Genomic DNA, 25,322 nt, shown 5'->3' with positions numbered 1-25,322 from the left:
GGCAAGCAGGATATGTGTTCTTATCAGATTACTACCAAAAGGTTAGAGTCAAAACTTAAAGAACCGCCCTGTACCGAACGGTACGCAGGGTGGTGTGAGAGGACAGATAGGGAACTAATCCCTATCTTCCTACTCGATTGGGATAGACCCATTGTTTCTTTCATTATCGTATTCACTAGTCAGCATATGAAAATCAGTATTCTAGGGTTGGGGTGGATTGGAGAGCCACTATATGCCGCACTCGAGGGAAGCGGCCACGACGTGATTGGCTCCACCACCAGTGAAGAAAAAAGACTTAATTTTCAGCGTAAAGGAATGAATGCCTGTCTTTTTGAATTGGATCCTGATCCACGAGGAGATGGGTTTGAGGCGCTTTTTGAAGCGGATATTTTGTATATCAACATTCCACCTTCCAGAAGAACGCGACCCGATTCCTTTCATCCTGAGCAGGTGGCACAGATTCATGCATTGGCTCAGCAGGGTAATGTAAAGCAGGTCATTTACATCAGTGCAACATCGGTATACCCTAGCAAAAATCAGGTAGCGAAAGAAACCGATTTGCTCACGGATACCACGACGGGTAACCCGGCTCTGTTTCATGCGGAGCAGCTGTTGTCGCGAGCATGGGGCAGGGATCTTACGATCCTTCGGTTTGGGGGATTGCTTGGAGACGAACGTATCCCCGGAAGGTACTTTTCCGGAAAGACCAACGTAGTAGGGCACGCACCTGCAAATTACATCTACCGAACCGATGCCGTTCGTGCGGTGCAATGGGTAATCGAACAGAGCCTTTGGGGCGAAGTATTCAACGTCGTAGCTCCACAGCATCCGAGAAAGGCAGCCATATACGAATCCAATGCAAGGGAGTTGGGCTTTGCACCTCCAGCAAGCTATGCATCGGAAAAGGAGTCTTGGAAGCAAATTTCAACACAGAAATTTCTGGAAACGGGTTTTCAATTCGAGTACCCTGACCCTCTGAACTTTCCTTATCGTAGATAATCTAAAAAATATCGCGCTTTTTTTTCAAAATGGAGGGGTTTTGGACTGTGTGTTCCAAACCAAGTATTTCATATTGCAACATGCCTGATCAAAATCAATGAATAATGGATGAATGCAAAATAAAAAATGGCAACCTAAAATAATTTATGCTGATTATCAGATATATGCGTATATTCGTATAAGCGGTTTTTAAAGAAAAGCAAATTTATATAGCTTTGTAAAGCTGAAATTAACAAACAATGGATAAATATTCGTACATCTCCAATGCCCATGTAGCTTATATAGACGAACTATATGAGGATTACAAGAAGAATCCGGACGCGATAGACCCGAGTTGGAAGGCCTTTTTCGATGGTTTTGATTTTGCCATCACCAAGTATGGCGAAGACGAGCAAGGTGGGGCTGAGGTTTCCTTATCCGCTTCAAGTGCTGCCGTGAATGGAAATTTGGCAACGAAGGGTTCCATCATGGACATGGAGGAGCTGCCTAAGGAAATCAAGGTCAGGGCTTTCATTCATGCGTATAGGTCCCGCGGCCACCTACGTTCAAAAACCAATCCGGTCAGAGAGCGTAGAGACCGAAGGGCCTTATTGGATCTGGGTGACTTTGGATTGGATGCTTCGGATTTGGACAAGGAGTTTCAGGCCGGTAATGAGATCGGAATAGGCAATGCCAAGCTAAGTAAGATTATCGAGTCCCTCAAGACTATCTACGAGGGTAGCATGGGCTTTGAGTACATGTATATCCGTGATCCAGAGATTTTGGATTGGTTCAGGATCAAGATCGAAAAGGAAGCATTGGAGTTTAATCCGCCAATTGAAGAAAAAAAGCGTATTCTGGCCAAGCTGAACGAGGCGGTGGTTTTTGAGAATTTTTTACATACCAAGTATCTTGGGCAGAAGCGATTTTCCTTGGAAGGCGGAGAGAGTACCATTCCGTTTTTGGACGCCATGATCAACAAAGGTGCCGAGATGGGTGTGGAGGAAGTGATGATCGGTATGGCCCATCGGGGCAGATTAAATGTACTGGCTAATATCATGGGCAAGACCTACGAGCAGATCTTTTCCGAGTTTGAAGGAACTGCAAAGCCTGACCTGACCATGGGCGATGGGGATGTGAAGTACCACATGGGATTTTCCAGTGAAGTTCCAACTACCAGCGATAAGCTGATGATTTTGAAATTGGCTCCCAACCCGTCCCACTTGGAGGCTGTAAATCCGGTTGTAGAAGGGTTTGTAAGGGCTAAGATTGATCATCAATACAATGGTGACGCCGATAAGATGATCCCCGTTTTGATTCACGGAGATGCGGCCGTTGCCGGTCAAGGGATCGTGTACGAGGTGACCCAAATGTCTGGATTGAAAGGCTATTACACAGGGGGTACGATCCACTTTGTTATCAATAATCAGGTAGGTTTCACCACCGATTTTGACGATGCGAGAAGCTCGATCTATTGTACGGACGTTGCCAAGATCATCGATGCCCCGGTAATTCACGTCAATGGCGATGACCCCGAGGCAGTTGTTTTTGCTGCCAAGTTAGCAGTGGAATTTCGCCAAAAATACAACAGAGATATTTTTGTGGATATGGTATGTTACCGACGGCATGGGCACAACGAGTCGGATGAGCCCAAGTTTACGCAGCCGGAGTTGTACAATGTCATCTCCAAGCACCCAAACCCAAGGGAAATCTACAACAAAAAGTTGCTGGAAAAAGGAGCGGTGGATGCCCAGTTGGCTAAGCAGATGGACCAAGAGTTCCGTCAATTGTTGCAGGACAGGCTTAATATGGTAAAGGAAAAACCATTGCCTTACACGTATTCCGCATTTGAAAAGGCATGGCTGGAACTGCGTAGGTCTACGGCCGCAGATTTTGAGCAGTCGCCAGATACTGGGATTTCGGAAGATGCAATTAAGAAGGTAGCCGATGCATTGACATTTATTCCTAAAGGATTCAAGCCGATCAAGCAAATTGAGGCTCAGGTAAAGCAGCGGAAGGAGATGTTTTTCAAGACAAAATCCCTAAACTGGGCTGCGGCCGAGCTTTTGGCTTATGGTTCTTTGCTGCTTGATGGCAGAACGGTGAGAATCACCGGTCAGGATTGTCAGCGTGGTACCTTTTCGCACCGCCATGCAGTCATCCACGACGCCGTGACCAACAAGCCCTACAACTCCCTGAAGGAGCTAAAAGACAGTCAGGGTAAATTTTACATCTACAACTCCCTTCTTTCTGAGTATGCGGTGTTGGGGTTTGAATATGGGTACGCGATGGCTAATCCAAATGCGTTGACCATTTGGGAGGCGCAATTTGGGGACTTCGCCAATGGTGCCCAGACCATGATTGATCAGTTCATTACTTCTGGTGAATCCAAATGGCAAAAGATGAATGGCCTGGTGATGCTGCTCCCACATGGATACGAAGGCCAAGGCCCGGAGCACTCCAATGCCCGTCCAGAGCGGTTTTTGCAGTTGGCCGCAGAGAATAATGTGGTAGTAGCCAATATCACTGAGCCCTCCAACTTTTTTCACATGCTGAGGCGTCAGATGACCTGGGAGTTTAGAAAACCCTGCATCGTTATGTCCCCAAAATCCTTGCTGAGACATCCGAAAGTATTTTCTCCCGTGGAGGAATTTACCTCTGGGCGATTCCGAGAGACGATACTGGATACCACGGCAGATCCAAAGCAAGTGAGGCGCGTCGTTTTATGTTCCGGCAAGATTTTCTATGAACTGGATGAACTGAGAGAAAAGGAGAAGATCAAGAATGTGGCGATTATACGCGTTGAGCAGCTACACCCACTACCCAAGACCCAGCTAATGGAGGCGTTGAAAGCCTATGGTGATGCGGAAGTTCTCTGGGTACAGGAGGAGCCCGAAAATATGGGATACTGGGCATACATGGTTCGGAATCTTTTCAGGGATATCCCGTCCATGAATGTGGTGGCCAGAAAGCCTAGTGCCTCTCCCGCCACTGGCTTTAACAAGGTACATCAGGAGGAACAAAGGCAGATTCTGGAAAAAGCGTTGCATATCCACTAGGAATCGAGCATAATCCAGGCATTTAAACAAAAATAATAAGATACTATCGAGCTTTTGTGAGCTCAAAATTTAAGCGAAGACCACATGAGTATAGCAATCAAGGTTCCCGCAGTAGGGGAATCCATTACCGAAGTAACCATAGGCCAATGGTTTAAAAATGATGGCGACTATGTAGAAATGGACGAGGTGATTTGCGAATTGGAGTCAGATAAGGCGACCTTCGAGCTGGCAGCGGAGGCTTCCGGTGTGCTGAAGATCAAAGGGCAAGAGGGGGACACCTTGGATATTGGAGCAGTGATATGTGAAATTGATACAGAGGGAACGCACGTGGAGTCACCTTCTTCAAGCGCCTCTGATCAGTCCCAGGAACAATCAGCGAAAGCGGAAAAAAAGGGTAGCGGAGAAGTAAAAGATATGGTTGTGCCTACAGTAGGTGAGTCCATTACTGAGGTTACCTTGGCTACTTGGCTCAAGGCAGACGGAGAGTTTGTGGAGTTGGATGAAATCATCGCTGAAGTAGACTCTGACAAGGCCACATTCGAACTACCTGCGGAGGCTTCTGGGATATTACGGCATGTGGCCAAAGAAGGAGATACGCTGGAGATCGGTGGGTTGATCTGTCAGATAGAAGAAACCGGAGAGGGAAAACCTGCCGCGTCTAGTAGTGCTGCTGCTACTGAGGCCACTCCACAGGGAAGTGAAGTTGCAGGTAATCATAAAGAGAGCTATGCTACGGGACATGCCTCGCCGGCGGCGGCTAAAATTCTGGCCGAAAAAGGTATCGAAGCATCTTCGGTAAAAGGGACAGGTAAAGATGGCCGAATTACCAAAGAGGACGCAGAAAATGCGCAAAAGGTAGCCAAGACACCGGCCAAGCAAGCGGCATCGAGTGCACCCGTTGAATCAAAGCCAATCAATCCGGCGGTTGAAGGAGACAGGAATGCGAGACGAGAGAAGATGTCTTCCCTGCGCCGAACCATATCTAGACGCCTGGTGGCCGCTAAAAATGAGACGGCTATGTTGACCACTTTCAACGAGGTGAACATGAAGCCGATCATGGATTTAAGAAAGCAATACAAAGACCAGTTTAAGGATAAATACAATGTGAATTTGGGCTTCATGTCCTTCTTTACCAAAGCAGCCTGTATGGCTTTGCAGGAATGGCCTGCGGTCAATGCGCAGATTGACGGTAATGAGATCATTTACCACGATTTTTGTGATATCAGCATCGCGGTATCCTCTCCCAAGGGGCTTGTGGTGCCGGTAATCCGAAATGCTGAGAAAATGTCTTTTGCACAAATTGAACAAGAGGTAGTTCGCTTGGCTGTTAAAGCAAGAGACGGTAAACTGACTATCGATGAGATGACAGGTGGTACCTTTACCCTCACCAATGGCGGGATATTTGGTTCTATGATGTCTACACCGATCATCAACGCCCCCCAATCGGCTATCTTAGGCATGCATAATATCGTGGAGCGCCCCATGGCAGTAAATGGAGAGGTAAAGATATTACCCATGATGTATTTGGCTTTATCATACGATCATCGGATCATTGACGGAAGAGAGTCTGTTAGCTTCTTGGTACGAGTCAAACAACTGCTGGAAGACCCTACGCGCTTATTGATAGGTGTGTAAGTAATCAGATTATATTCTTCAAAACCAGGGGTTTTGATGGGTTTTTTTATTCACTCACAATCCCACTTCCTTTCGAAGGGAAATGGGAGTAACTAAATCAAACATGTACGACCTTATTGTAATCGGTTCAGGACCTGGAGGGTATGTTTCGGCTATCCGAGCAGCTCAACTTGGTTTAAAAACAGCCATCGTGGAGAAGTATCCTACCCTAGGCGGAACCTGCTTAAACGTGGGCTGTATTCCTTCAAAGGCGCTTTTGGATTCTTCTGAGCATTATCATAACGCAGCCCATGCGTTTGAATCCCACGGGATTGACCTGAAAGAGCTGAAGGTAAATATGCCGCAAATGATCAAGCGCAAGACGGAAGTGGTCAAACAAAATGTGGACGGTATTCAATACCTGATGAAAAAGAATAAGATCGATGTTCATCAGGGTATAGGCTCCTTTGTAGACAAAACCACCGTGAGGGTCACTAAGGGGGATGGATCTTCCGAGGACCTTTCCGGTAAGCATATTATCATTGCGACGGGTTCCAAACCGGCCGGGCTTCCTTTTATTAAGCTGGACAAGGAGCGGATCATCACCTCAACCGAAATATTGAATTTGGCAGAAGTTCCCAAGCACCTAATTGTTATCGGTGGCGGTGTCATAGGGTTGGAGTTAGGGTCTGTCTTTGCGCGGGTAGGTGCCAAAGTCTCTGTGGTAGAATTTATGGACTCGCTGATTCCCACCATGGATCGCACGATGGGTAAAGAGCTGCAAAAGTCCCTGAAGAAGTTGGGGGTAGAGTTTTACCTGAAGCACAAAGTGACAGCTGTGGAGCGAAACGGAGATGAAGTCACCGTGAATGCGGATAATTCCAAGGGTGAGCAAGTAACATTGAAGGGAGATTACGTGTTGGTATCTATTGGCAGAAAGCCCTTTACAGAGGGTTTGAATGCCGAAGCTGCTGGCGTAAAGATCAATGAACGTGGTCAGGTTGAAGTAGATGAGCACTTGAAGACAAACATAGATTCCATCTATGCGATTGGTGACGTGGTAAAGGGTGCCATGTTGGCCCACAAGGCAGAAGAGGAGGGCGTATTTGTAGTAGAGCAATTGGTAGGGCAAAAGCCGCATATCAATTATCTACTGATTCCCAACGTCGTTTACACGTGGCCGGAGGTGGCCGGCGTGGGATATACGGAGGAGCAACTCAAGGACAAGGGTATGGCCTATAAGACTGGTAAGTTCCCCTTTATGGCATCCGGTAGAGCCCGTGCTTCTGGCGACCTGGATGGGTTAGTCAAAGTCCTTGCGGATGCCAAAACGGATGAAATTCTGGGTGTACATATGATTGGGCCACGTGTAGCGGATATGATAGCAGAGGCAGTGGTAGCTATGGAGTTTCGAGCGTCTGCGGAAGATATCGCAAGAATGTCTCACGCGCATCCGACCTATACAGAGGTGTTTAGGGAGGCCTGTCTGGCAGCAACCGATAACAGAGCCCTTCATATATGAATGGGTTAACATGTCATAGAAAAAAAGGTCTCCAAGTTTAGGAGACCTTTTTTAATGGTATTCGTTACACGTTTACGTGTCGTTCGGCGTGGTAGGACGACCTTACCAATGGCCCGGACTCCACGTATTTCAATCCTCTTTTTAGTCCTTCTTCCCGGTAGGCAGCAAACTGATCTGGGTGAATAAACTCGGCTACCTCAATGTGCATCTTGGTAGGTTGAAGGTATTGCCCGAGTGTAAGAATGTCGCATCCGTGTGCTACCAAATCATCCATGGCCTTGTGTACTTCATCCACGGTCTCACCAAGCCCAAGCATGATACCTGTTTTGGTTCTTTTTCCGAATTCCTTGGTACGTTTGATCTGCTCTAAGGAGCGGCTGTATTTGGCCTGTGGACGGACCCTTCTATATAGCCTTTCTACTGTTTCCATGTTGTGTGATACGACCTCTTGGCCTGCTTCTATCATGCGGATAAGGGCGTCCCAATTGGATTTTACATCCGGGATGAGCGTTTCGATGGTTGTAGTAGGTGACAAGCGTTTTGTTTCTACCACCGTCTGATACCAGATTTCAGCTCCACGGTCTTTTAATTCGTCTCTGTTTACAGAAGTAATCACAGCATGTTTGACTTTCATCAATTGGATCGCCTCAGCTACCCTGCGGGGCTCATCGGTATCATACTCCGGTGGTCTTCCAGTGGCTACGGCACAGAAGGAACAGGAACGTGTACACACATTTCCCAAAATCATAAAGGTAGCAGTACCGGCACCCCAGCATTCTCCCATATTTGGGCAATTTCCACTCTCGCAGATCGTGTGCAACTTATGTTCGTCCACCAGTTTTCGCACGCTAGCGTATTCTTTACCCACGGGAAGTTTCACCCTAAGCCAATCAGGTTTTTTTCGTTTGGTCTGTTCCTCGGAGATTACGGGTAATTCGATCATAGTTCAATTGGAGTCAGGTACAAAGTTACGCATTCACGCCGACCTAGCCAACCTGATATCATCTTCTGAACCCATAGTACAGGGTGAAGTAGACCGACTGGAAAATTTGGCGGTTTTCCGTGGTAGGCATCAGTACGATTTCTTTACTAAAACCTTCCAAGAGGTAGCCAAGTTCCAGACCTGTTACATTCGACTTAAAAAAACCAAATTCGAACGCCAACGCTGCCTTGGCATGCCCCCCAAATGCCAACTCGGACTCTCCGATACCTTCAAATAGCCTACCAGGTCCCAATACGTCAAACCTACTTTGATGTAGCTCCGGGCTGTACTGTTGTCGGATGGTTTCCGTCCGGCTTTGGTATACTTCGATGTAATAGGGAGCTACCAAGCCGAGAGTGGGGCCGAGTGCAGCAAGCGCAGATACCTGCACGCCTTGATGCGGGGCTTTCCTAAACATAATGATTTCCCTTCCGTATTGGGGCCGGATGGAATAGAGATAATTCGATTTGCCAAAAATGAAACTGTTGCCCAAAGCGGTACTGTATCGTACTTCTTTTGGGTTTTTTACATTGGCTAGCTCTAGCTGGAAAAACTGAAACAGGTTGTCATCTATGCTACTTCCGATCTTAAAACTTACACCTCCGATCAAGCCCCCGTTGGTATTTTTATTGATGCCGAATAAAACTTCCCTGTCGTAGTCGTAATTGCCTGCATCCTCCCTTTGAGCAAACGAGGAGAAGTAACTCAACAAACAGATGCAGAGAATAAATAGGTATTTCATGTTGTTTCTCATAAACAGACAGAAAGTAAACGTCGGAACCCCAGACAATGTTCTTAATTGGAAAGTTAAAAATAGCAGATAATCGGTAGTATCAAAAGTTACTGCTGCTATTATTGTTGGATTGTGCCGGGCATGGCAAAAAACTAATTTAAAAAAGTTGAGTAGTTTTGTAGCGTTTTCGTAATCGGGTACGTCTACACAGTAAGAACGCCATATAATCATCTAATCTTTTGGAGAAAGATCTCATACAGGAAGCTAGAAAAGGGGATCCAAGGTCACTCGAGAGGCTTTACAAGCACTTCTATGGCTATGCTATGAGTGTGGCGTTGCGCTATTCGGGAAATCGGGAGGAAGCTTGTGAGATCGTCAACGATAGTTTTATGAAGGTGTTTGACAAGTTGGAGCAGTATAGCGAGGGAAACTCCTTCAAAGGGTGGTTGAGAAGAATATTGATCAATACATCGGTGGATTATTACAGGAAAAATCTCCGGTTTTCGGGAATGGTAGATATAGAGCAAGTAGAGGTGGAAGCATGCCATGCCAATGCGGTAGATGATTTGTCCAGAGAGGATATCCTACTGTTGTTAGGTGAATTGCCCGATAACCTTCGTATTATATTCAATATGTTTGAAATCGAAGGCTACAAGCACAATGAAATAGCGGCCCACCTAAACATACCCTCTAGTACGTGTAGGACATATTTGGCGCGAGCCAAGGATATGTTGAGGGAAAAAGTAATTGCTTTAAACCATGTGAGGAATGAAAGAGCAGTTTGATAAAAAGTTAGTGGATAAAATTAGGGACTCCTTCGAGCATTACGAGGAGCCCTATGATCCTGCGCAGTGGGATAAATTATCCAATGCTTATTTTAAACCGAAGAAGACTTCCTTGCGCTTAATCTGGCCGTTTATCACCGCTGGATTTGCAGCTAGTTTGTTTTTGGTACTGTTTTATGGACCATTCGGAGTAGAGTTTACCTCCCCGATGGAAATTGTCGCTGACTCAATGGAACAGTCTAGTGTAGCGGAAGATTCTGTACAAGGAACAATCAGTGCAGGTGATCAGGCCGATTTTGAATCTCCTACAAAAGCGGGAGTAGCAGATGCTTTGACGAAGGAAGAGCCTCCGAAAAGGGTCGTTCCCACTCCTCAAAGGGCCTTGTCGTCCACGTCATCACCTGATAGGCACGTCCCTACCAATGAGCGTTCAGCCAGAGAGTTTCTAGCGAGCGAATCGGTGAAACGTCCAACCGAACAGGGCACATCCGTAGCTATACCCGATGGTGTGCTGCCAAAACCAAGCATAAATGAGCCGGCCGATTCTCTGGTAATATCTCCAGAAAGCAATTCCAAAGGGATGGACTTGAACGAGGCATTGCAGGTGCTTAATCAGTGGATGGCAGACGGTGCCGAACAACAACCCTCTCCAGTGGTGCCCAAATCCACTGCGCCGATCAAGCTGGGTGTGTTGGTAGCTCCGCAGGCAAGTTCTGATGCGGTGAATGGAATGAATTTGGGTGCAGGGGTGATGTCCGAATTTTCGCTTTCAAGGAAGTTGAGGCTGGATGTGGGCATGACCTATGCACGGCAGACGCTTAGCCCGGATATGGCTCCAAGCATGGCCATTGCTGCAGAAGCTTCCTACGCGCGAGCGGATCAAATGGCCATGGCGAACAATATCCGCACCAGTTCAAATTTCATCGGCTCATCGTCCCAGCTAAGCTTGGCCAGTCTAGATATACCGGTTAATTTGAAGTACCTGCTGTTGGAAAGAAAGAATACCGGGCTGTTTCTCATCACCGGGTTGTCGAGTATGGTATACCTGGATCAGGCAGCTACCGAAACGTTTGAAACCAATTCCTTTTTTACGTCTACTTCTGCCGGATTGAATTTTGCACCTTCGGTAGAGCAGTTTACTTCGGTATACCGGCCGGAAGGCAGTGGAAGGGCAGATATTGGGGGCATGTTAAATCTATCTGTTGGGTACGAATACAATCTAAAAAATGGGATGTTTATTTCTCTTGAACCTTTTTATAAATTGCCACTTGGAGATCTTACCTTTGTCAACCAGCAATTTTCGGTAGCGGGTATGAACCTGCGGATGAATTTTAACCTACGAAAATAACCTTCAAGGTTCGTCAATCGTTTTATCCTATTAAAAAGCTAATAAATCACCATAAACAGTTAATTATGAATCAATTGTATAAGTACCTTGCGGCGTCGGCTCTCCTTTTATCGGTCAGCAGTTGTTTGCAGGAATCAGAGTCAGAGTTGGATAGAGTAATTGCTCGGGATGATGCCATTTTGGAGCGATACATTGAAAACAATCAAATTGCTGCCACCAAGACTCAAACCGGGTTTTACTATGAGAAGATTACCCAAAATCCAGCAGGTGCGGAGATTGTGAACGATGATTATGTGGGAGTGTATTTTGAAATCCGCTCATTGGATGGTCAGTTGATTAAGTCCCATATGGATGAGACCAAGGAGCCGATACTATTTAAGCAGTCCATGGATGGTATTTGGCCTGTTGTGTTTGCCTATTCAGCGGGCTTATCCCGTGTTGGAGAAGAGTTGATGGTCTATTCGCCCTCTTATTTGGCTTTTGGCAATTATGGATATCAGCAGTTGATTCTTTCCAATTCAAACCTGGTGATTCGGGTGAAATTTGCTAAAAAGTACACGCAAGCTGAATTGAAAGCCAGAGAGAAGCAGTTGATTTTAGACTATATAGAAGCGAATGACCTGGAAGGTTTTGAAGAGATCTCCGATGGTATTTACCGGAGAATTGTAGATGAAGGAGATACCGAAAAGGCGGTGTCGGCTAATAGTAGTATTGTGGTCTTTGATTTTGAGTTATTTCAATTGGGGGAGACTACTTCGACCTTTTCGTCTACGCCTACTTCACGGCCTTCTGTCACTATAGGCACTTCCGGAGCACTCCCTTTTCTAGATCAAGGACTTAGAGGGGTCAGGCAGGATGCGGTAGTGGAGGTACTGGCGTATTCTTTTGCCGCATACGATCGCTCCATACAGATTATTCCTTCTGATATCCGGGAAGATTTGTACTTGAAGGGTGAGCAGATTGACTTGGTTCGACCGTTTACACCGGTGTTGTTTAAGGCTACCGTCTGGAGTGTGTTGTAATCGAAGCCATTGCTATAAGATATACAAATAGGAAAGTGCCGTAGGGTACTTTCCTATTTTTTTATGTTGGCAGAAAATTCCTAAAAAACGGGATGTCCAGAATTTCATGAATAGACACACCAAAAATGAATGCCCATACTAGCGCACTCATGAGCATGGTCAGCATAATTTTTTTCTTAGGGATGCCAAATGAGGTTAATATCACGGTACCACCGATGGGTGTTAGCAAAACCGGTGTGAGGGCGGCAATGCCCCAGACACCAAATTTTTGCCATATTCGGATGATATTTCGAGTTTGTTTGGTGAATTTTTTTGGGTTTTTGCGGACCTTAATGGTCCAAGTACGTTTTATCCATTCACCGACAAACGTAAAGGCTACTACGGATGTCATCATCCCCGACACAGTCACCAGTTCTATTTCCAGAATGCTGTACCCCGCAGCGTATCCGAGCACAGGACCCGCAATGAATTTAAACAAACACAGGAAGTAAATGCCTAGAAACGTCAAGATGTATTCTACCATACCAGGAAGAAGATGTAAACCATATACCCACCAAGTAATAGACCACCGTCAATCCGTGAAATATTGTATTTGATGCGCATAAGTGGAAAGAGCAATAGGGTAAACGCAATCATCCATAGAAAATCATTGTAAATAAAGTCTATAGATACTGGAATAGGACGGACTAACGCGGTGACCCCAATGATGGAAAGAATGTTCATCATGTTGCTGCCAAGTATGTTTCCGATGGCTATATCTGTTTCTTTTTTAATGGCCGCAATAACGGAAGTAATTAGCTCAGGAAGGCTCGTTCCCACCGCAATCACCGTAATGCCGATCACTCGCTCGCTGATGCCGAGTGTCTGTGCAATGATCACACCATTTTCAACGAATAATTCTGCCCCAAAATATAACCCAAGGATTCCAAGTAGCACGTAGCCAATTGATAGCCAAAGTGATTTTTTTTTCAGCTCGATAGTTTCTTCATCACTCATTTCCACCCTACCAATTTTTTTGAAAAAATAGAGATTAACTGCAATGAGAACGACAACCAATATAATTCCCTCCCAAAAAGAAATTATTCCATTGAGAGCGAGCAGAAAGAAAAACAACGTAGTGACCAATGTAAATGTGTAGTCCATTTTTAAGATGGACGGTGTAATCACTACCGGAAATACGAGACCGGTAATACCCAGCACCAGGGTGATGTTGGCAATGTTTGACCCAACCACGTTGCCAATGGCGATGTCACTGTTGCCTTTTAAAGCAGCGGTGACACTTACCAACAGCTCGGGAGCGGAAGTCCCGAATGCGACAATGGTCAGACCGATCAAGCCGGCACTTAACCCCAGGCGTGCAGCAATAGCAGATGCACCATCTACGAGTACTTTACCGCCTGCTAATAGCAGCAATAGGCCTACTGTCAATAAAATATAAGAAATCATTTGGTATCAGAATGATAGTTTAGGGCCGAACGAAAGATCGCCGGCGTCACCAAGTCCTGGGACGATATAGGCGTGGGAGTTTAACTCTTCGTCCAGTGCACAGGTCCAAAGCTTAAAGGGCGAAGTCATATTTTGTTGGAGGTAATCAACCCCTTCTGGTGAGGCAATTACAGACAGGAGATGAAAGGTTTTTGGTGTACCATATTTCAAAAGGGCTTGGGCACTTTTCACGAACGATTTTCCCGTTGCTAACATGGGGTCAACCAAGATTACATCCTTTTGATCAATAGGGGGAGCAGCAAGGTAACCCAGCTCAATCTCTACGGGCTGGTGTTCCAAATGATCTTTACGAAATGCACCAATAAACCCGCTATCGGCTTTGTCGAAAAAACTCAACACGCCATTGAAAAAGGGGATCGCTGCCCGCATGACTGCAACAATTACCGGAGATTCGGCAACCAAAGGGATGGTTGTTTCTTCTAGGGGTGTTTTGATTGCGGATTTCGCATAGGTCAGATCTTTCGAGATTTCATAAGCCATGATTTGGCCGAGACGTTCCAAGTTTCTTCGGAAGACCAATCGATTGGTTTGGTGCTCCGTGCTTCTGAGCTCCGCCAAGAAGTGGTTGGCTACGGAGTTATTCCGGTTTAATACAAACATGGGTGGAAAATTAAACAAAAAAACCCGATCTGTAAAGACCGGGTTTTCACTAATTATTTATGGTTGCTTACTTAACTTCGAAGCTAACTCTTCTAGCTAGCTGACGCGCATCCGCAGAACGCTTGTCAACACTAGTATCTTCACCATATCCTTTGTAAGAGATTCTAGAGGCATCGATACCTGCAGCGATCATTACATCGTACACAGCTTTCGCTCTTCGCTCAGACAACTTCATGTTGTAGTTTTCAGGTCCTAGCTCGTCAGCAAATCCTTTCAGTTCCACGCTTACTCCTGGATTTCTCTTCAGGAAGTTTGTCACGTAGTTGATAGCAGATGCTGAGTAACCAAGTGGTTTTGCGCTATCAAATGCGTAGTAAACATTTACGTAGCCATCGTTGATTGCTTTCTTCAGGTAATCTACCTCTTCAACAGTGTCAGGTGGAGGACATCCGTCCATAGATGCTGGACCTGGTACGAATGGACACTTATCTAAGTGATCAGGAATGCCGTCACCATCAGAATCCAACGTTCTACCGTGAGAATCTACGCGAGCACCAGCAGGAGTGTTAGGCTCTTTGTCCAAGTAATCTGGAACACCGTCTCCGTCAGAGTCTTTCAGCATATCCCTGATCTCACCAATTTGATTGGCAAGCTCTTCTTTGGTTGCATACTGGCTGTCACGAATGTACCAGTCAGCATGAGTGCTTCCACCGCCTAGGTAGAAAGACAAACCCAATGTTCCGGTCCAATAAACACCATTGATCCCGTAATATCCTGGATCAGATCGGGTGATGAAAGTGGCTCCGTCAAAAGTAACATCTTGCCTTCCAGCTAAAATGGTACTTACATCACCGTTCAATGCAACTCGCTCACCCAGTTTTACCTGACTTGTCAATCCAACAATAAAGTTGTACTGTCTGTCGTTAAAGTCTGCATGCTGATTTTCTTTCGGAGTCAATTGTCCGATGCCTGCACCAAAATGTCCCAACAAGTTAAGTCTTCTGGTGAACGTTTCCCAACTCATGATCCTTCCCAAGTTTGCAACACCTTGGAGGTTAACACGATAATAGTTGGAAGAATAGGAAGGGGAACTGGATTCATTACTGAATGAACCAAAACCGTAATCCAATTTGGCACCAAACTTCTCATTGAACATATACCTTACGCCGATGTCAGCCGACCCAATGTTTAGTGGGTTAGGGCTGAAATAGCCAGGAGTCATCGGAGCCATCGCATTGTTAAAACCTGCGTTGACATCAATAGACCACTTGTTGAAGTCGTTTTGCGCTTGGGCTCCAAACCCTAAGGCGCCAGCCATTAGTGTTGATAATATTAATTTTTTCATGGTAAAAAATTTTTTTTCAACTTTCAGTTTTTAAATTGTTTTGAATTAAGATTTGTTTCGAAGTAGCAATTCCAATTACAAATGTAGAATATTTTGCGAGAACTCTAAACTATTCCACATTTTGTTTTGTAAAATTAAATTAATAATCCGAATTATAGAAAACCAGTCAACACAAATTATGCCAACCAATCCCGTATTAACCAGATTATTAAACCTATCCGGTGTATCTGGCGATGAAAGCAGGGTAACCACATTCATCCTAGATTATGTGTTGAAACGGGGAAAGGACTGGAAGGTTACGCCAGAAATTCATTTTGGCAAAAATCTTCAAGATAATTTAATTTTAGTGTTTGGGAAGCCCAGAACGGCTGTTTTTGCGCATATGGATACCGTTGGTTTTATGGCCCGTTATGAGAATCAGCTGGTGCCAATAGGAGGTCCGGAAGTATTGGATGGAGATGTTTTGGTGGGGGAGGACTCCTATGGGTTTATAGAATGCTGCCTTCGGTTGGACGATGGAAACTTGTACCACGATTTCGACCGATACATACTTCCGGGTACCATTCTTACCTACCGGCAAGAGCTTAAAGTGACGGGTGAGTATATTCAGGGGGCGTATTTGGATAATCGACTGGGAGTGTTTAACGCCCTTCAGCTCTGTGAAGAATTAACAGATGGGGTGGTCGTTTTTTCTACATACGAAGAACATGGGGGAGGGGCAGTACCGCTCCTGATGAAGTATATTTATGAGCGATGGCCCATTCAACAGGCCCTAATCTCGGATATCACTTGGGTCACAGAGGGAGTCAGACCCGGGGATGGGGTGGTTATTTCCGTCAGAGATAAACATATTCCCCGAAGATCGTTTCTGGACACGATTATCAGATTGGCCAATGAGAGTGGTGTTCCCTTTCAGTTGGAGGTAGAGGCTTATGGTAGCAGTGATGGGCGTGAAGTGCATTATGCTCCCTATCCCGTCGACTGGTGTTTCATTGGTGCTCCAGAAGAAAACGCGCATACCCCTAGAGAAAGGGTGACGTGGGATGACTTGGACGCCATGTTACGCATGTACCGATTCTTAATGGCTCATCTGTAAGTGTGGGAGGATTTGTTTTGTTTACCTTATATATTCTTTATCTTTGTCAAGAGCTTGCCAGTGAGGCACCGTAACTTTCCCTATGATTCGTATTTTAGACCGGAATTTTGTTCCCTACATAAGCGCCTCTGAAATCCAGCATCGCGTCAAGGAAATTGCCGACAAAATAAATGTAGATTTTGCCGGAGAATCTCCGATTTTTTTAGGGGTTCTGAACGGTGCGTTTATGTTTTTTTCGGATTTGGTCAAGCAAATCACCATTCCCTCCCAAGTAGCGTTTATCAAGATTTCCTCCTATCAAGGCACCCAATCATCGGGAAAAATCACGGCAAAGGTGGAGTTGACAGATGACTTGACGGGGAAGCGAATCATCGTGGTAGAGGACATTGTAGATACTGGTAGAAGCATGGAATATTTGCTTTCTATCCTAGCAGAGAAGCAAGTTGCGAGCGTAACCATCGCGTCGTTACTTCAGAAGCCGGAGGCACTTGAGGTGGACGGAATCCCGTTGGACTATGTGGGTTTTTCGATCCAAAATCAGTTTGTGATCGGATATGGGCTGGATTACAATGGATTTGGTCGAAATTTGCCGGGCATATACGTAGTGAAAGAAATTTAGAAGTCTTTAATCAATTAAATAGTAATCAAATATGCTTAATATCGTTTTATTTGGACCTCCCGGTGCGGGAAAAGGGACACAGAGTGAAAAGCTGATAGCAAAGTACAAGATAGACCATATTTCCACAGGGGACCTTTTTCGGAAGCATCTGGGAGAAGGTACTGATTTGGGAAAGCTCGCTCAAAAATACATGGATGAAGGCAACTTGGTGCCGGATGAAGTAGTTATTGGGATGGTGGACGATAAAATCAATGAAACCAAAGATCCAACGGGCTTTATTTTCGATGGATTCCCCAGGACTGTAGCCCAAGCAAAAGCCTTGGATGCCTTGCTTACTGACAAAGGAATGGCCATCTCTGGAATGATCTCATTGGAAGTTCCCGAAGAGGAACTTAGGAAGCGCATCAAGGAAAGGGGAAAAACCTCCGGCCGTGTAGACGATCAGGATGAAGCCAAGATCAGCAACCGAATAAAAGTGTACTTGGACGAAACGCTGCCCGTTGCCGGCTACTATGATCAACAGGGAAAATTGAGTCAGGTGGAAGGAGTAGGCACTATTGATGGTATTTTTAATGCCATTTGCAAGGTAATCGACAATTATTGATAACCGATAAAATAGTGGTATCTTTGCAGTGAATTGGCTAGGCGTAAGTGCTTAGCCAATTTCATTTGGTCCCGTTCCTAAATTTTCTCACGCGTCTTGTTAGGAAGTAGGGGTAAATGTAAATGGGTATCCCAATAAATCAATAACTTATTTCCGGTGGCAGATTCCAATTTTATCGATTATGTGAAGTTTTGTTCCCGTTCTGGTGCGGGAGGTGCTGGTTCGGTCCATTTCCGAAGGGAAAAACATGTCCCTAAAGGCGGACCAGATGGCGGCGACGGTGGCAGAGGAGGACACATTATTTTAAAGGGTAATGGACAACTTTGGACGTTGCTTCACCTCAAATACAAAAAGCATGTGATAGCCGAGCCGGGACGAGGTGGTGAAGGGGGGCGCCGTAAGGGTGCTGATGGAAACGATATGATTTTGGAGGTTCCCATGGGAACCGTGGCCCGAGATGCCGAGACGGGAGAGGTTCGTTGTGAAATAACCGAGGAAGGGCAGGAATTTATCCTTACCCCCGGTGGACGCGGTGGGCTGGGCAATGACCATTTTAAAACAGCCACCAATCAAGCCCCGCACTTTGCACAGCCTGGGGAGCCTGGGATAGAGGAGTGGATCATCTTAGAGTTGAAACTACTGGCGGATGTGGGTTTGGTAGGGTTTCCTAATGCCGGAAAATCGACCTTGTTGTCCAGTATTTCGGCTGCAAGGCCGGAGATAGGAGACTATCCATTCACGACCCTGGTACCCAACCTCGGTGTGGTGGCCTATCGCGATGACCGCTCTTTTGTCATGGCAGATATTCCAGGAATCATAGAGGGTGCCTCTGAGGGCAAGGGATTAGGTTTGCGTTTCTTGCGACACATCGAGCGAAATTCCATTCTCCTCTTCGTGATTCCGGCAGATGCGGAACATCTCGGCGGTCAATACGATATATTGGTGAATGAATTACGGAAATTCAATCCGGAACTCTTGGATAAACAGCATTTGTTAGCCATATCAAAATCAGATCTCTTGGACGAAGAACTGACCGAGGCGTTGGTGGCCGAGCTCCCCAAAGGGGTTCCACATGTCTTTATTTCGTCGGTAACCGGGAAGAATTTGGACCGGCTTAAGGATTTGATTTGGCAAAAAATTCACGAATAATGTCAGATTGTCAGGTTTTTCTGCTGTGGCAGGTTAATTGTATAAGCAATAAAAACTTTTAAAACATATTTGAATATGGCGGAAAAAGAACATATGGAACAGGAAGATGTTCTTAAGGAAAAGGAAACTGTGGAAAGCGATTCGGCTGTAAATAACGATCCCAACGCTGAAGGAGAATCCTCGAATACAAACGAAACCTCTCCGACTGCAGAGGAGAAACTTGCATTAGAAAATACAGAATTGAGAGAAAAATACCTCAGGCTTTACTCAGAGTTTGAAAATTACCGAAGAAGAACGGCCAAGGAGCGTCTGGATCTGATAAAGACGGCGTCTGAAGATGTGATCAAAGAGTTGCTACCTGTGTTGGATGACTTTGAGCGAGCAATCAAAGCAGAGGAGCAGGAATCAGGCGAAACCATCGATGAGGGTAAGCGGTTGATATACAACAAGCTGGTCAATACGCTTTCATCAAAGGGCTTAAGTCCTATGGAAGATCTGGTTGGAAAGGCATTTGATGCGGATATGCACGAAGCTATCACGCAGATTCCAGCCCCTTCCGAGGAGCTCAAAGGCAAGATTGTGGACGTGGTAGAGCGAGGCTACCTACTAGGTGACAAGGTGGTCAGATATGCAAAAGTTGTAATAGGACACTAAGAAAAGATGGCTAAAAGAGATTATTACGAGGTTTTAGGTATAGCCAAAGGAGCTAATGCCGATGAAATCAAGAAGGCCTATCGGAAAATGGCCATCAAATACCACCCCGATAAAAACCCCGACAACCCGGAAGCTGAAGAGAAGTTCAAGGAAGCCGCAGAGGCTTACGAAGTCCTCAGCAATCCGGAGAAACGTCAGCGATACGATCAGTTTGGACACCAGGGTGTGAGCGGCAGTTCCGGATATGGAGGCGCCGGTATGAATATGGATGACATATTCTCCCAGTTTGGAGATATTTTTGGTGGAGGCGGATTTGATTCCTTTTTTGGTGGAGGAGGCGGTTCTCGTCGCACCAAGAAGGGAACCAACCTCAGAGTCAAGCTTAAATTGAATCTGAGCGAGGTAGCAAATGGTGTAGAGAAGAAAATTAAGGTAAAGAGGCAGAAGGTTGCAGAGGGTGTGACCTTCAAAAATTGTGCGACCTGTCAAGGGTCTGGCCAGATTAAAAAAGTGGTTAATACCATGCTTGGACAGATGATGTCAGCCAGTACCTGTCCGAACTGTCAGGGCAGCGGCAAGACCGTGGACAAGAAACCCGCCAATGCAGACTACCAGGGGTTAGTAGTTTCTGAGGAGATCATACCTATCAATATCCCCGCAGGTGTTGGTGAGGGAATGCAGTTAAGCCTTTCTGGCAAGGGGAATGAGATCCCTGGAGGAATCCCCGGAGACTTACTGATCGTAATTGAAGAGATTTCGGATGACGTCCTGATCCGCGATGGCAACAATGTTGTCTATGATTTGTATATCAGCTTTATCGATGCCGTTTTAGGCGCGTCCATAGAGGTACCCACGATCGAAGGCAAGGTCAAAATTAAGCTAGAGCCCGGCACGCAGAGTGGTAAAATACTCCGCTTGAAAGGAAAGGGTATCAAAGAGCTAAATGGTTACGGCAAAGGGGATCAATTGATTCACGTAAACGTATGGACTCCCAAGGAACTGAATAAAGAGGAGCGTCAGGTAATGGAATCGTTGAGAGATTCTGAGAATTTTAGACCTAATCCAGGAAAATCAGAAAAAAGCATATTTGACAAGGTAAAGGAGTTTTTCTAAACCATTTCAGACGAGCTCAGTTATTTACACTGTTAGGTACAACCTTTTAGTGCATCGAACGTACTTATGTCGTATGCTTAAAAAAGTGTTTCTATTACAATGCTTACTCTTGGCATCCAGCTTGGTTGTTGAGTCCGTTGCACAGATAGCTAAGCAATTTGTAGTGGAAGAACGGGACGGGTTCGACTTGGTCAATTTTGAATTTTCCTGCTACAAAGGTGTTTCAACTTTCAAACGTGGGTACTTCGGAAAGCCGATCTATGCGACGGCCGAGTTGGGAAAAGTAAACATACTTCCTTCCTTCACCCATCATGTCAACGACGGAGTGCTCACGGCGCGCCTGGAACATAAAAATGTGGAGTCTGAAAGTTTGGGGCGGAGTCTTTCATACCGACTTTTTTCAAATACAGACCATGATTTTGACCACCACTGGGAAGTGGGTTTGGATCCGAATTACCTGTATGATCTGAATTTGCATTTCGGCATTGGAAAGGCTCATCTCGATTTTTCCAACTTGCCTGTCTCCAATTGCAAGGTAAAAACAGCTTCCGCGGATGTTTATCTGGCGTATGCCAATCAGGTCCCCAATTCCATCAATATGGATACCCTGAGTGTTACGATCAATATGGGTGCACTTTATGGGGAAGATCTTCACTTTTCAAATGCAAGGCAAATGATGTTCGATGTCAGCTATGGGTCAGTGAATCTGCACTTTTCTGACTTGATGGCAGAAGCCAGTCAAGTGTTTACAAAAGTGGCGGCAGGATCTGTAAATATCACCCTTCCCCACCAAGATCTGCCCTATCTGGTAAAAATCAAATCAACCGCCATGTGCCGCACCAAGTTGCCTTCTCACCTCAGGGAGATCGGTGAAAAAACCTACGTAAGTACTGGTTATAAGAAAGACGCTAAAAATCTCATGACCTTTATGATTGATGTTTCCGTGGGTTCAGTATCTTTGAAATAGTATTAAGAGGCCATATTTGGTCACGTTTTTCTTAACCTACCAGCAATTTGGACATTTTACAGATCAGGGGATTGAATAAATCGTACGGTAGCCACGTGGCCCTCCGGGACATAGACCTATCTGTGGAGGAGGGTGCGGTCTTCGGGTTACTTGGCCCGAACGGCGCAGGCAAGACCACCCTGATTCGAATCGTCAACCAGATCATCGATAGGGATAATGGTGAGATCTTTATCAATGGGGAGCCGCTGAAGATGATGCATGTCCATAATATCGGCTACTTGCCAGAGGAACGGGGCTTGTATAAGGGGATGGCTGTAGATGAGCAGCTTCTTTATTTTGCCCAAATAAAGGGGCTCTCGAGTAGAGAGGCAAAGGTTCGGATAGACAGCTGGCTCAAGCGCCTGAGTCTCGATCCTTGGAAAACAAAGAAGGTTCAGGAGCTCTCCAAAGGAATGGCTCAAAAAGTGCAGTTCATCGCCACCGTCATCCATGAGCCCAGACTGTTGATTTTGGATGAGCCTTTTTCGGGCTTTGATCCGGTTAATGCCGAGATCATCAAAAACGAGATATTGGCATTGAAGCGGAATGGCACTACAATCATCTTATCTACGCATCGGATGGAATCGGTAGAGCTGTTATGTGATCACATTGCCATGATCAACAAGTCCCGTAAAATCCTAGACGGACCGGTGCGTAGGATCCGGCGAGATTCCCGGTCAAATCAATACCGAATCCGGATTAGGCCCTTTGACAGGACGATGCTACCCGATTTTGCGGCGTTCATAGAGGAGGAAGACACCCTGTTATACTCGATAAATCTTGGAGGCGAGAAGGGTAATGATTGGCTACTTCGGTTTATGCGCTTTGGGGAGGTCTTGCATTTCGAGGAAGTCATTCCTAGCATCGAGGAAATTTTCATTCAGAAAATCAATGAGAGTCATGGCGAATAAGATTCTATTGGTTATCAAAAGAGAGTATTTGGCGCGGGTTAAAAAGAGATCCTTCATCGTAGCGACCATTCTGACGCCCTTGATTTTTCCCTCCATACTGGGTGTTTTTTTATGGCTAGGGTTAAGTGATACGCCCGGAGATCAGGCCCGCATAGTAGAGGTGATTGATGAAAACGGCACCTTCTTTTTGGAGAGTAACGAAATGTTTGTGTTTTCCTACGTGGGTGGGGGGCTAGAGGATGCCAAAGCATCAATGCGCAGCAGTAACCGATTTGGGTTGCTACACATCCCCCGCATACAGGGAGACCGTCCGGTTCAGGTGACCCTTTTTACTGAAGAAACCCCTAGCTTATCGGTAGTGAAGAGCCTTGAGTCTATGGTGAAAAGTAGGGTAGAGGAAAAGAAACTGCAGGATTCGGGGGTGGATCCCTTTCTGTTGGATCGGCTAAAGGCTCACGTGACAGTCACTTCCATCCGGTTGGAGCAATCGGGAGGCGAGAGGGTGTCCAATACCATGGTGAATTATGGCATTGGCTTTATTACAGGCATTTTAATATACACCTTCATCTTTGTGTATGGCAATCAAATTATGCAGGGGGTAATCGAGGAGAAGTCTAGTAGAATCATTGAGATATTGGTTTCCTCATTGAGACCTTTTCAGTTGATGATGGGTAAGATTGTGGGTATTGGTGCCGTTGGTCTCACTCAGTTTTTGATTTGGATTGTCCTAATCAGTGTAGTCTCCTCTTTGGTGATGGGGTATTTTGGCATGCGCATGCCGCAGGAGCAGCTGCTGGAGATGTCCAGCCCGGAAACATCCTCCCTGATCGCCGAAAACAGCGAGATTGTTAATATCTTGGCCGTTTTACAGGAAGTTAATTTTCCTCTGTTGGTGTTCACGTTCATTATTTACTTTATAGGCGGATACTTGTTATATGGAGCATTTTTCGCAGCGATTGGAGCGGCCGTAGACAGCCCGTCGGATGCCCAGCAGTTTATGTTTCCGGTGACGATTCCCCTGTTGATCGCCTATATGGGCTTGTTCATTTTTGTGCTGGACGACCCCAATAGCAAAATTTCCTATTGGCTGTCTATCATTCCGTTTACCTCTCCGGTAGCCATGATGGGGAGGGTCAGTTTTGGCGTGCCCTTCATTCAGCTTTTTATATCCATGAGTCTGTTGATCCTTGGGTTTCTTTCTACCACTTGGGCTGCCGGCAAGATCTACAAAATCGGTATTCTAATCCACGGATCGAAGGTAGGGTATAAGACCCTTTGGAAATGGATTCGGGAGAACTGAGGTTTTCCGCATCTGATTATTTTGTTCAAAAGGCAATATTTCCGTATCCTTACAGTTTATTGAGTGTTCGCGGGTTTCGGCAGAAAAACGTGTGTACCTAGCTCATTCGGACCATATTTTATGAAAAGTACATTTCAGGATCTCACTACGCTGGATTTTTATCAGAATAAAGGCAAGGTGAAGTGGATTATTTTTGGCTTTTCCCTAGTGATCAGTATTGGGTCGATTTATTATACCAACACGCTGGTAGAGGAATTAAAGGAACGAGAACGCCGGCAAGTGGATTTGTATGCATCTGCCTTGGAGTACGCCTCCGTTAATTCAGACAACTTAACCTTTATCTTTCAAGACATCATTCAAGAAAACCGCTCCATTCCGGTGATAACCACCGATGCGTCCGGTAACCCTTTGGAGTACAAGAATATCAAATTCAAACGAAACAGCACAGACGCAGAAATTGACCGGCAGCTGCGTGCGGAACTGGCAGAGATGATGGCACTGTATGAGCCTATCAAGCTGCAGGATAGTTATTTTATCTATTACCGGAATTCCGAGTTGCTAACTAGGCTGCGATACTATCCGTACGTTCAGCTTTCGGTCATTTTGGTATTCGGACTTTTGGCTTATGCGTTGTTTAACCAATCAAGGGTAGCTGAGCAAAACAGACTTTGGGCCGGGCTGACCAAAGAAACCGCCCATCAGCTAGGCACGCCCTTGGCCTCTTTGATGGCCTGGATCGATTACTTTAAGAATTCACCCGTTTGGGAGGAAAACAAGGAAGTCATCATGGAGCTCGATAAAGACGTCAAAAAGCTCCAAGTGGTTACAGAGCGCTTTAGCAATATAGGCAGTACACCGGTGATCAAGGCAGAGAATGTGTACAATGCCGTGGAGGAAACCATCACCTACCTTCGGCCCCGGATTTCCAGCAAGGTGGAAATTAAGCTCAACTCCCATGCAGAGAACATTGAGGCTATGTTGAACAAACCGCTGTTTGAGTGGGTAGTGGAGAATATCTGCAAGAATGCGGTGGATGCCATGAAAGGGCAGGGAATGATCAGCATAGATATCGTCAAGGAAAGCGAGAAATACGTTTTTATTGACATTAGCGATACAGGCAAGGGGATGGAAAAGGGGATGTTTAAGAAGGTATTCAATCCGGGCTTTACCACGCGAAAGCGAGGCTGGGGATTGGGACTTACGTTGGCCAAGCGTATCATTGAGGGATATCATCAGGGACGGGTTTTCGTAAACGCATCCGAACTAGGCAAAGGCACCACTTTCCGGGTGGTCCTTCGGGGTGTCACCGATCCCGCACAGTTTAAAGATGAAACCATGTGGTAGTTTTTTTGATTGGTGCAAGGCCTAGTTTCTGT

23 protein-coding genes are annotated in these 25,322 nt (G+C 45.7%); 17 read left to right on the top strand and 6 right to left on the bottom strand.

Annotation, left to right across the window (positions count from 1 at the left end):
* The 4 genes from JJU34_RS12390 to lpdA form a co-directional block, all read left to right on the top strand.
* A partial coding sequence (locus tag JJU34_RS12390; RefSeq protein ID WP_228692692.1) for an NAD(P)H-binding protein occupies positions 1-999 on the top strand: 999 nt, incomplete at its 5' end.
* A gap of 239 nt (positions 1,000-1,238) precedes the next feature.
* Positions 1,239-4,037: a 2-oxoglutarate dehydrogenase E1 component gene (locus JJU34_RS12385; RefSeq protein ID WP_228692691.1), complete on the top strand. Its 2,799-nt coding sequence runs from the start codon at positions 1,239-1,241 to the stop codon at positions 4,035-4,037.
* An 84-nt stretch (positions 4,038-4,121) separates the two neighbouring features.
* Positions 4,122-5,672, top strand: coding sequence for a 2-oxoglutarate dehydrogenase complex dihydrolipoyllysine-residue succinyltransferase (gene odhB, locus JJU34_RS12380; protein ID WP_228692690.1), 1,551 nt, complete (start codon positions 4,122-4,124; stop codon positions 5,670-5,672).
* A gap of 103 nt (positions 5,673-5,775) precedes the next feature.
* Positions 5,776-7,173: a dihydrolipoyl dehydrogenase gene (gene lpdA, locus JJU34_RS12375; protein ID WP_228692689.1), complete on the top strand. Its 1,398-nt coding sequence runs from the start codon at positions 5,776-5,778 to the stop codon at positions 7,171-7,173.
* Between the two features lie 64 nt (positions 7,174-7,237).
* Here lpdA and lipA read toward each other — a convergent pair whose 3' ends face one another.
* On the bottom strand, positions 7,238-8,116 hold the full coding sequence (lipA, locus tag JJU34_RS12370) for a lipoyl synthase (RefSeq protein WP_228692688.1): 879 nt from the start codon (positions 8,114-8,116) through the stop codon (positions 7,238-7,240).
* 58 nt (positions 8,117-8,174) lie between these two features.
* The gene (locus JJU34_RS12365) at positions 8,175-8,897 is read right to left on the bottom strand and encodes a hypothetical protein (RefSeq protein WP_228692687.1); all 723 of its coding nucleotides are present in this window, start codon (positions 8,895-8,897) and stop codon (positions 8,175-8,177) included.
* Between the two features lie 230 nt (positions 8,898-9,127).
* On the opposite strand from JJU34_RS12365, the gene JJU34_RS12360 reads away from it, so the two are divergent.
* From JJU34_RS12360 to JJU34_RS12350, 3 genes are all read left to right on the top strand, one after another.
* Positions 9,128-9,673 carry an RNA polymerase sigma factor gene (locus tag JJU34_RS12360; protein WP_228692686.1) on the top strand — a complete coding sequence of 182 codons (546 nt, stop codon included), beginning with the start codon at positions 9,128-9,130 and terminating at the stop codon, positions 9,671-9,673.
* Complete coding sequence (locus JJU34_RS12355; protein WP_228692685.1) at positions 9,657-11,021, top strand: hypothetical protein; 1,365 nt, start codon at positions 9,657-9,659, stop codon at positions 11,019-11,021. Before JJU34_RS12360 ends, JJU34_RS12355 begins: the two co-directional genes overlap by 17 nt.
* Positions 11,022-11,086: 65 nt before the next feature.
* Positions 11,087-12,043: a hypothetical protein gene (locus JJU34_RS12350; RefSeq protein ID WP_228692684.1), complete on the top strand. Its 957-nt coding sequence runs from the start codon at positions 11,087-11,089 to the stop codon at positions 12,041-12,043.
* A gap of 61 nt (positions 12,044-12,104) precedes the next feature.
* Here the strand turns inward: JJU34_RS12350 and JJU34_RS12345 are convergent, their stop codons facing one another.
* From JJU34_RS12345 to JJU34_RS12330, 4 genes are all read right to left on the bottom strand, one after another.
* Positions 12,105-12,566, bottom strand: coding sequence for a hypothetical protein (locus tag JJU34_RS12345; RefSeq protein ID WP_228692683.1), 462 nt, complete (start codon positions 12,564-12,566; stop codon positions 12,105-12,107).
* Positions 12,560-13,489, bottom strand: a complete 930-nt coding sequence (locus JJU34_RS12340; RefSeq protein ID WP_228692682.1) for a calcium/sodium antiporter — start codon at positions 13,487-13,489, stop codon at positions 12,560-12,562. Before JJU34_RS12340 ends, JJU34_RS12345 begins: the two co-directional genes overlap by 7 nt.
* Positions 13,490-13,495: 6 nt before the next feature.
* Positions 13,496-14,149 (bottom strand): uracil phosphoribosyltransferase, encoded by a 654-nt coding sequence (gene upp, locus JJU34_RS12335; RefSeq protein WP_228692681.1) that lies wholly within the window; start codon positions 14,147-14,149, stop codon positions 13,496-13,498.
* A gap of 67 nt (positions 14,150-14,216) precedes the next feature.
* The gene (locus JJU34_RS12330; protein WP_228692680.1) at positions 14,217-15,494 is read right to left on the bottom strand and encodes an OmpA family protein; all 1,278 of its coding nucleotides are present in this window, start codon (positions 15,492-15,494) and stop codon (positions 14,217-14,219) included.
* Between the two features lie 178 nt (positions 15,495-15,672).
* Between JJU34_RS12330 and JJU34_RS12325 the strand changes: the two genes are divergently transcribed.
* The 10 genes from JJU34_RS12325 (at position 15,673) to JJU34_RS12280 (ending at position 25,290) form a co-directional block, all read left to right on the top strand.
* On the top strand, positions 15,673-16,590 hold the full coding sequence (locus JJU34_RS12325) for an aminopeptidase (RefSeq protein ID WP_228692679.1): 918 nt from the start codon (positions 15,673-15,675) through the stop codon (positions 16,588-16,590).
* Positions 16,591-16,672: 82 nt separating this feature from the next.
* Complete coding sequence (gene hpt, locus JJU34_RS12320; protein ID WP_228692678.1) at positions 16,673-17,209, top strand: hypoxanthine phosphoribosyltransferase; 537 nt, start codon at positions 16,673-16,675, stop codon at positions 17,207-17,209.
* A gap of 31 nt (positions 17,210-17,240) precedes the next feature.
* Positions 17,241-17,813 (top strand): adenylate kinase, encoded by a 573-nt coding sequence (locus JJU34_RS12315; protein ID WP_228692677.1) that lies wholly within the window; start codon positions 17,241-17,243, stop codon positions 17,811-17,813.
* A gap of 156 nt (positions 17,814-17,969) precedes the next feature.
* On the top strand, positions 17,970-18,962 hold the full coding sequence (obgE, locus tag JJU34_RS12310; RefSeq protein ID WP_228692676.1) for a GTPase ObgE: 993 nt from the start codon (positions 17,970-17,972) through the stop codon (positions 18,960-18,962).
* A gap of 75 nt (positions 18,963-19,037) precedes the next feature.
* The gene (locus JJU34_RS12305) at positions 19,038-19,616 is read left to right on the top strand and encodes a nucleotide exchange factor GrpE (protein ID WP_228692675.1); all 579 of its coding nucleotides are present in this window, start codon (positions 19,038-19,040) and stop codon (positions 19,614-19,616) included.
* Between the two features lie 6 nt (positions 19,617-19,622).
* Entirely contained in the window at positions 19,623-20,729 is a 1,107-nt protein-coding gene (dnaJ, locus tag JJU34_RS12300) for a molecular chaperone DnaJ (RefSeq protein WP_228692674.1), read from the top strand.
* Positions 20,730-20,802: 73 nt separating this feature from the next.
* The gene (locus tag JJU34_RS12295; RefSeq protein ID WP_228692673.1) at positions 20,803-21,696 is read left to right on the top strand and encodes a hypothetical protein; all 894 of its coding nucleotides are present in this window, start codon (positions 20,803-20,805) and stop codon (positions 21,694-21,696) included.
* Positions 21,697-21,743: 47 nt separating this feature from the next.
* Positions 21,744-22,646, top strand: coding sequence for an ATP-binding cassette domain-containing protein (locus JJU34_RS12290; RefSeq protein WP_228692672.1), 903 nt, complete (start codon positions 21,744-21,746; stop codon positions 22,644-22,646).
* Positions 22,636-23,946, top strand: coding sequence for an ABC transporter permease (locus JJU34_RS12285; RefSeq protein WP_228692671.1), 1,311 nt, complete (start codon positions 22,636-22,638; stop codon positions 23,944-23,946). Before JJU34_RS12290 ends, JJU34_RS12285 begins: the two co-directional genes overlap by 11 nt.
* Positions 23,947-24,066: 120 nt before the next feature.
* A complete protein-coding gene (locus JJU34_RS12280; protein ID WP_228692670.1) occupies positions 24,067-25,290 on the top strand; it encodes an ATP-binding protein in 1,224 nt (407 codons plus the stop codon).
* The last annotated feature ends 32 nt before the right edge of the window (positions 25,291-25,322 follow it).

It is taken from the genome of Lunatimonas sp., assembly GCF_020832325.1.
Classification (GTDB): Bacteria; Bacteroidota; Bacteroidia; order Cytophagales; family Cyclobacteriaceae; genus Lunatimonas.
Note: the sequence above shows the minus strand (reverse complement) of the source record. Positions and strands in the feature narration are given on the sequence as shown.

Bases quoted from the DNA above. Each gene is read 5' to 3' on its own strand.
- JJU34_RS12385 (WP_228692691.1), top strand. From the start codon at position 1,239: ATGGATAAATATTCGTACATCTCCAATGCCCATGTAGCTTATATAGAC.
- odhB (WP_228692690.1), top strand. From the start codon at position 4,122: ATGAGTATAGCAATCAAGGTTCCCGCAGTAGGGGAATCCATTACCGAA.
- lpdA (WP_228692689.1), top strand. From the start codon at position 5,776: ATGTACGACCTTATTGTAATCGGTTCAGGACCTGGAGGGTATGTTTCG.
- lipA (WP_228692688.1), bottom strand. From the start codon at position 8,116: ATGATCGAATTACCCGTAATCTCCGAGGAACAGACCAAACGAAAAAAA.
- JJU34_RS12365 (WP_228692687.1), bottom strand. From the start codon at position 8,897: ATGAAATACCTATTTATTCTCTGCATCTGTTTGTTGAGTTACTTCTCC.
- JJU34_RS12355 (WP_228692685.1), top strand. From the start codon at position 9,657: ATGAAAGAGCAGTTTGATAAAAAGTTAGTGGATAAAATTAGGGACTCC.
- JJU34_RS12350 (WP_228692684.1), top strand. From the start codon at position 11,087: ATGAATCAATTGTATAAGTACCTTGCGGCGTCGGCTCTCCTTTTATCG.
- JJU34_RS12345 (WP_228692683.1), bottom strand. From the start codon at position 12,566: ATGGTAGAATACATCTTGACGTTTCTAGGCATTTACTTCCTGTGTTTG.
- JJU34_RS12340 (WP_228692682.1), bottom strand. From the start codon at position 13,489: ATGATTTCTTATATTTTATTGACAGTAGGCCTATTGCTGCTATTAGCA.
- upp (WP_228692681.1), bottom strand. From the start codon at position 14,149: ATGTTTGTATTAAACCGGAATAACTCCGTAGCCAACCACTTCTTGGCG.
- JJU34_RS12330 (WP_228692680.1), bottom strand. From the start codon at position 15,494: ATGAAAAAATTAATATTATCAACACTAATGGCTGGCGCCTTAGGGTTT.
- JJU34_RS12325 (WP_228692679.1), top strand. From the start codon at position 15,673: ATGCCAACCAATCCCGTATTAACCAGATTATTAAACCTATCCGGTGTA.
- hpt (WP_228692678.1), top strand. From the start codon at position 16,673: ATGATTCGTATTTTAGACCGGAATTTTGTTCCCTACATAAGCGCCTCT.
- JJU34_RS12315 (WP_228692677.1), top strand. From the start codon at position 17,241: ATGCTTAATATCGTTTTATTTGGACCTCCCGGTGCGGGAAAAGGGACA.
- JJU34_RS12305 (WP_228692675.1), top strand. From the start codon at position 19,038: ATGGCGGAAAAAGAACATATGGAACAGGAAGATGTTCTTAAGGAAAAG.
- dnaJ (WP_228692674.1), top strand. From the start codon at position 19,623: ATGGCTAAAAGAGATTATTACGAGGTTTTAGGTATAGCCAAAGGAGCT.
- JJU34_RS12295 (WP_228692673.1), top strand. From the start codon at position 20,803: ATGCTTAAAAAAGTGTTTCTATTACAATGCTTACTCTTGGCATCCAGC.
- JJU34_RS12285 (WP_228692671.1), top strand. From the start codon at position 22,636: ATGGCGAATAAGATTCTATTGGTTATCAAAAGAGAGTATTTGGCGCGG.
- JJU34_RS12280 (WP_228692670.1), top strand. From the start codon at position 24,067: ATGAAAAGTACATTTCAGGATCTCACTACGCTGGATTTTTATCAGAAT.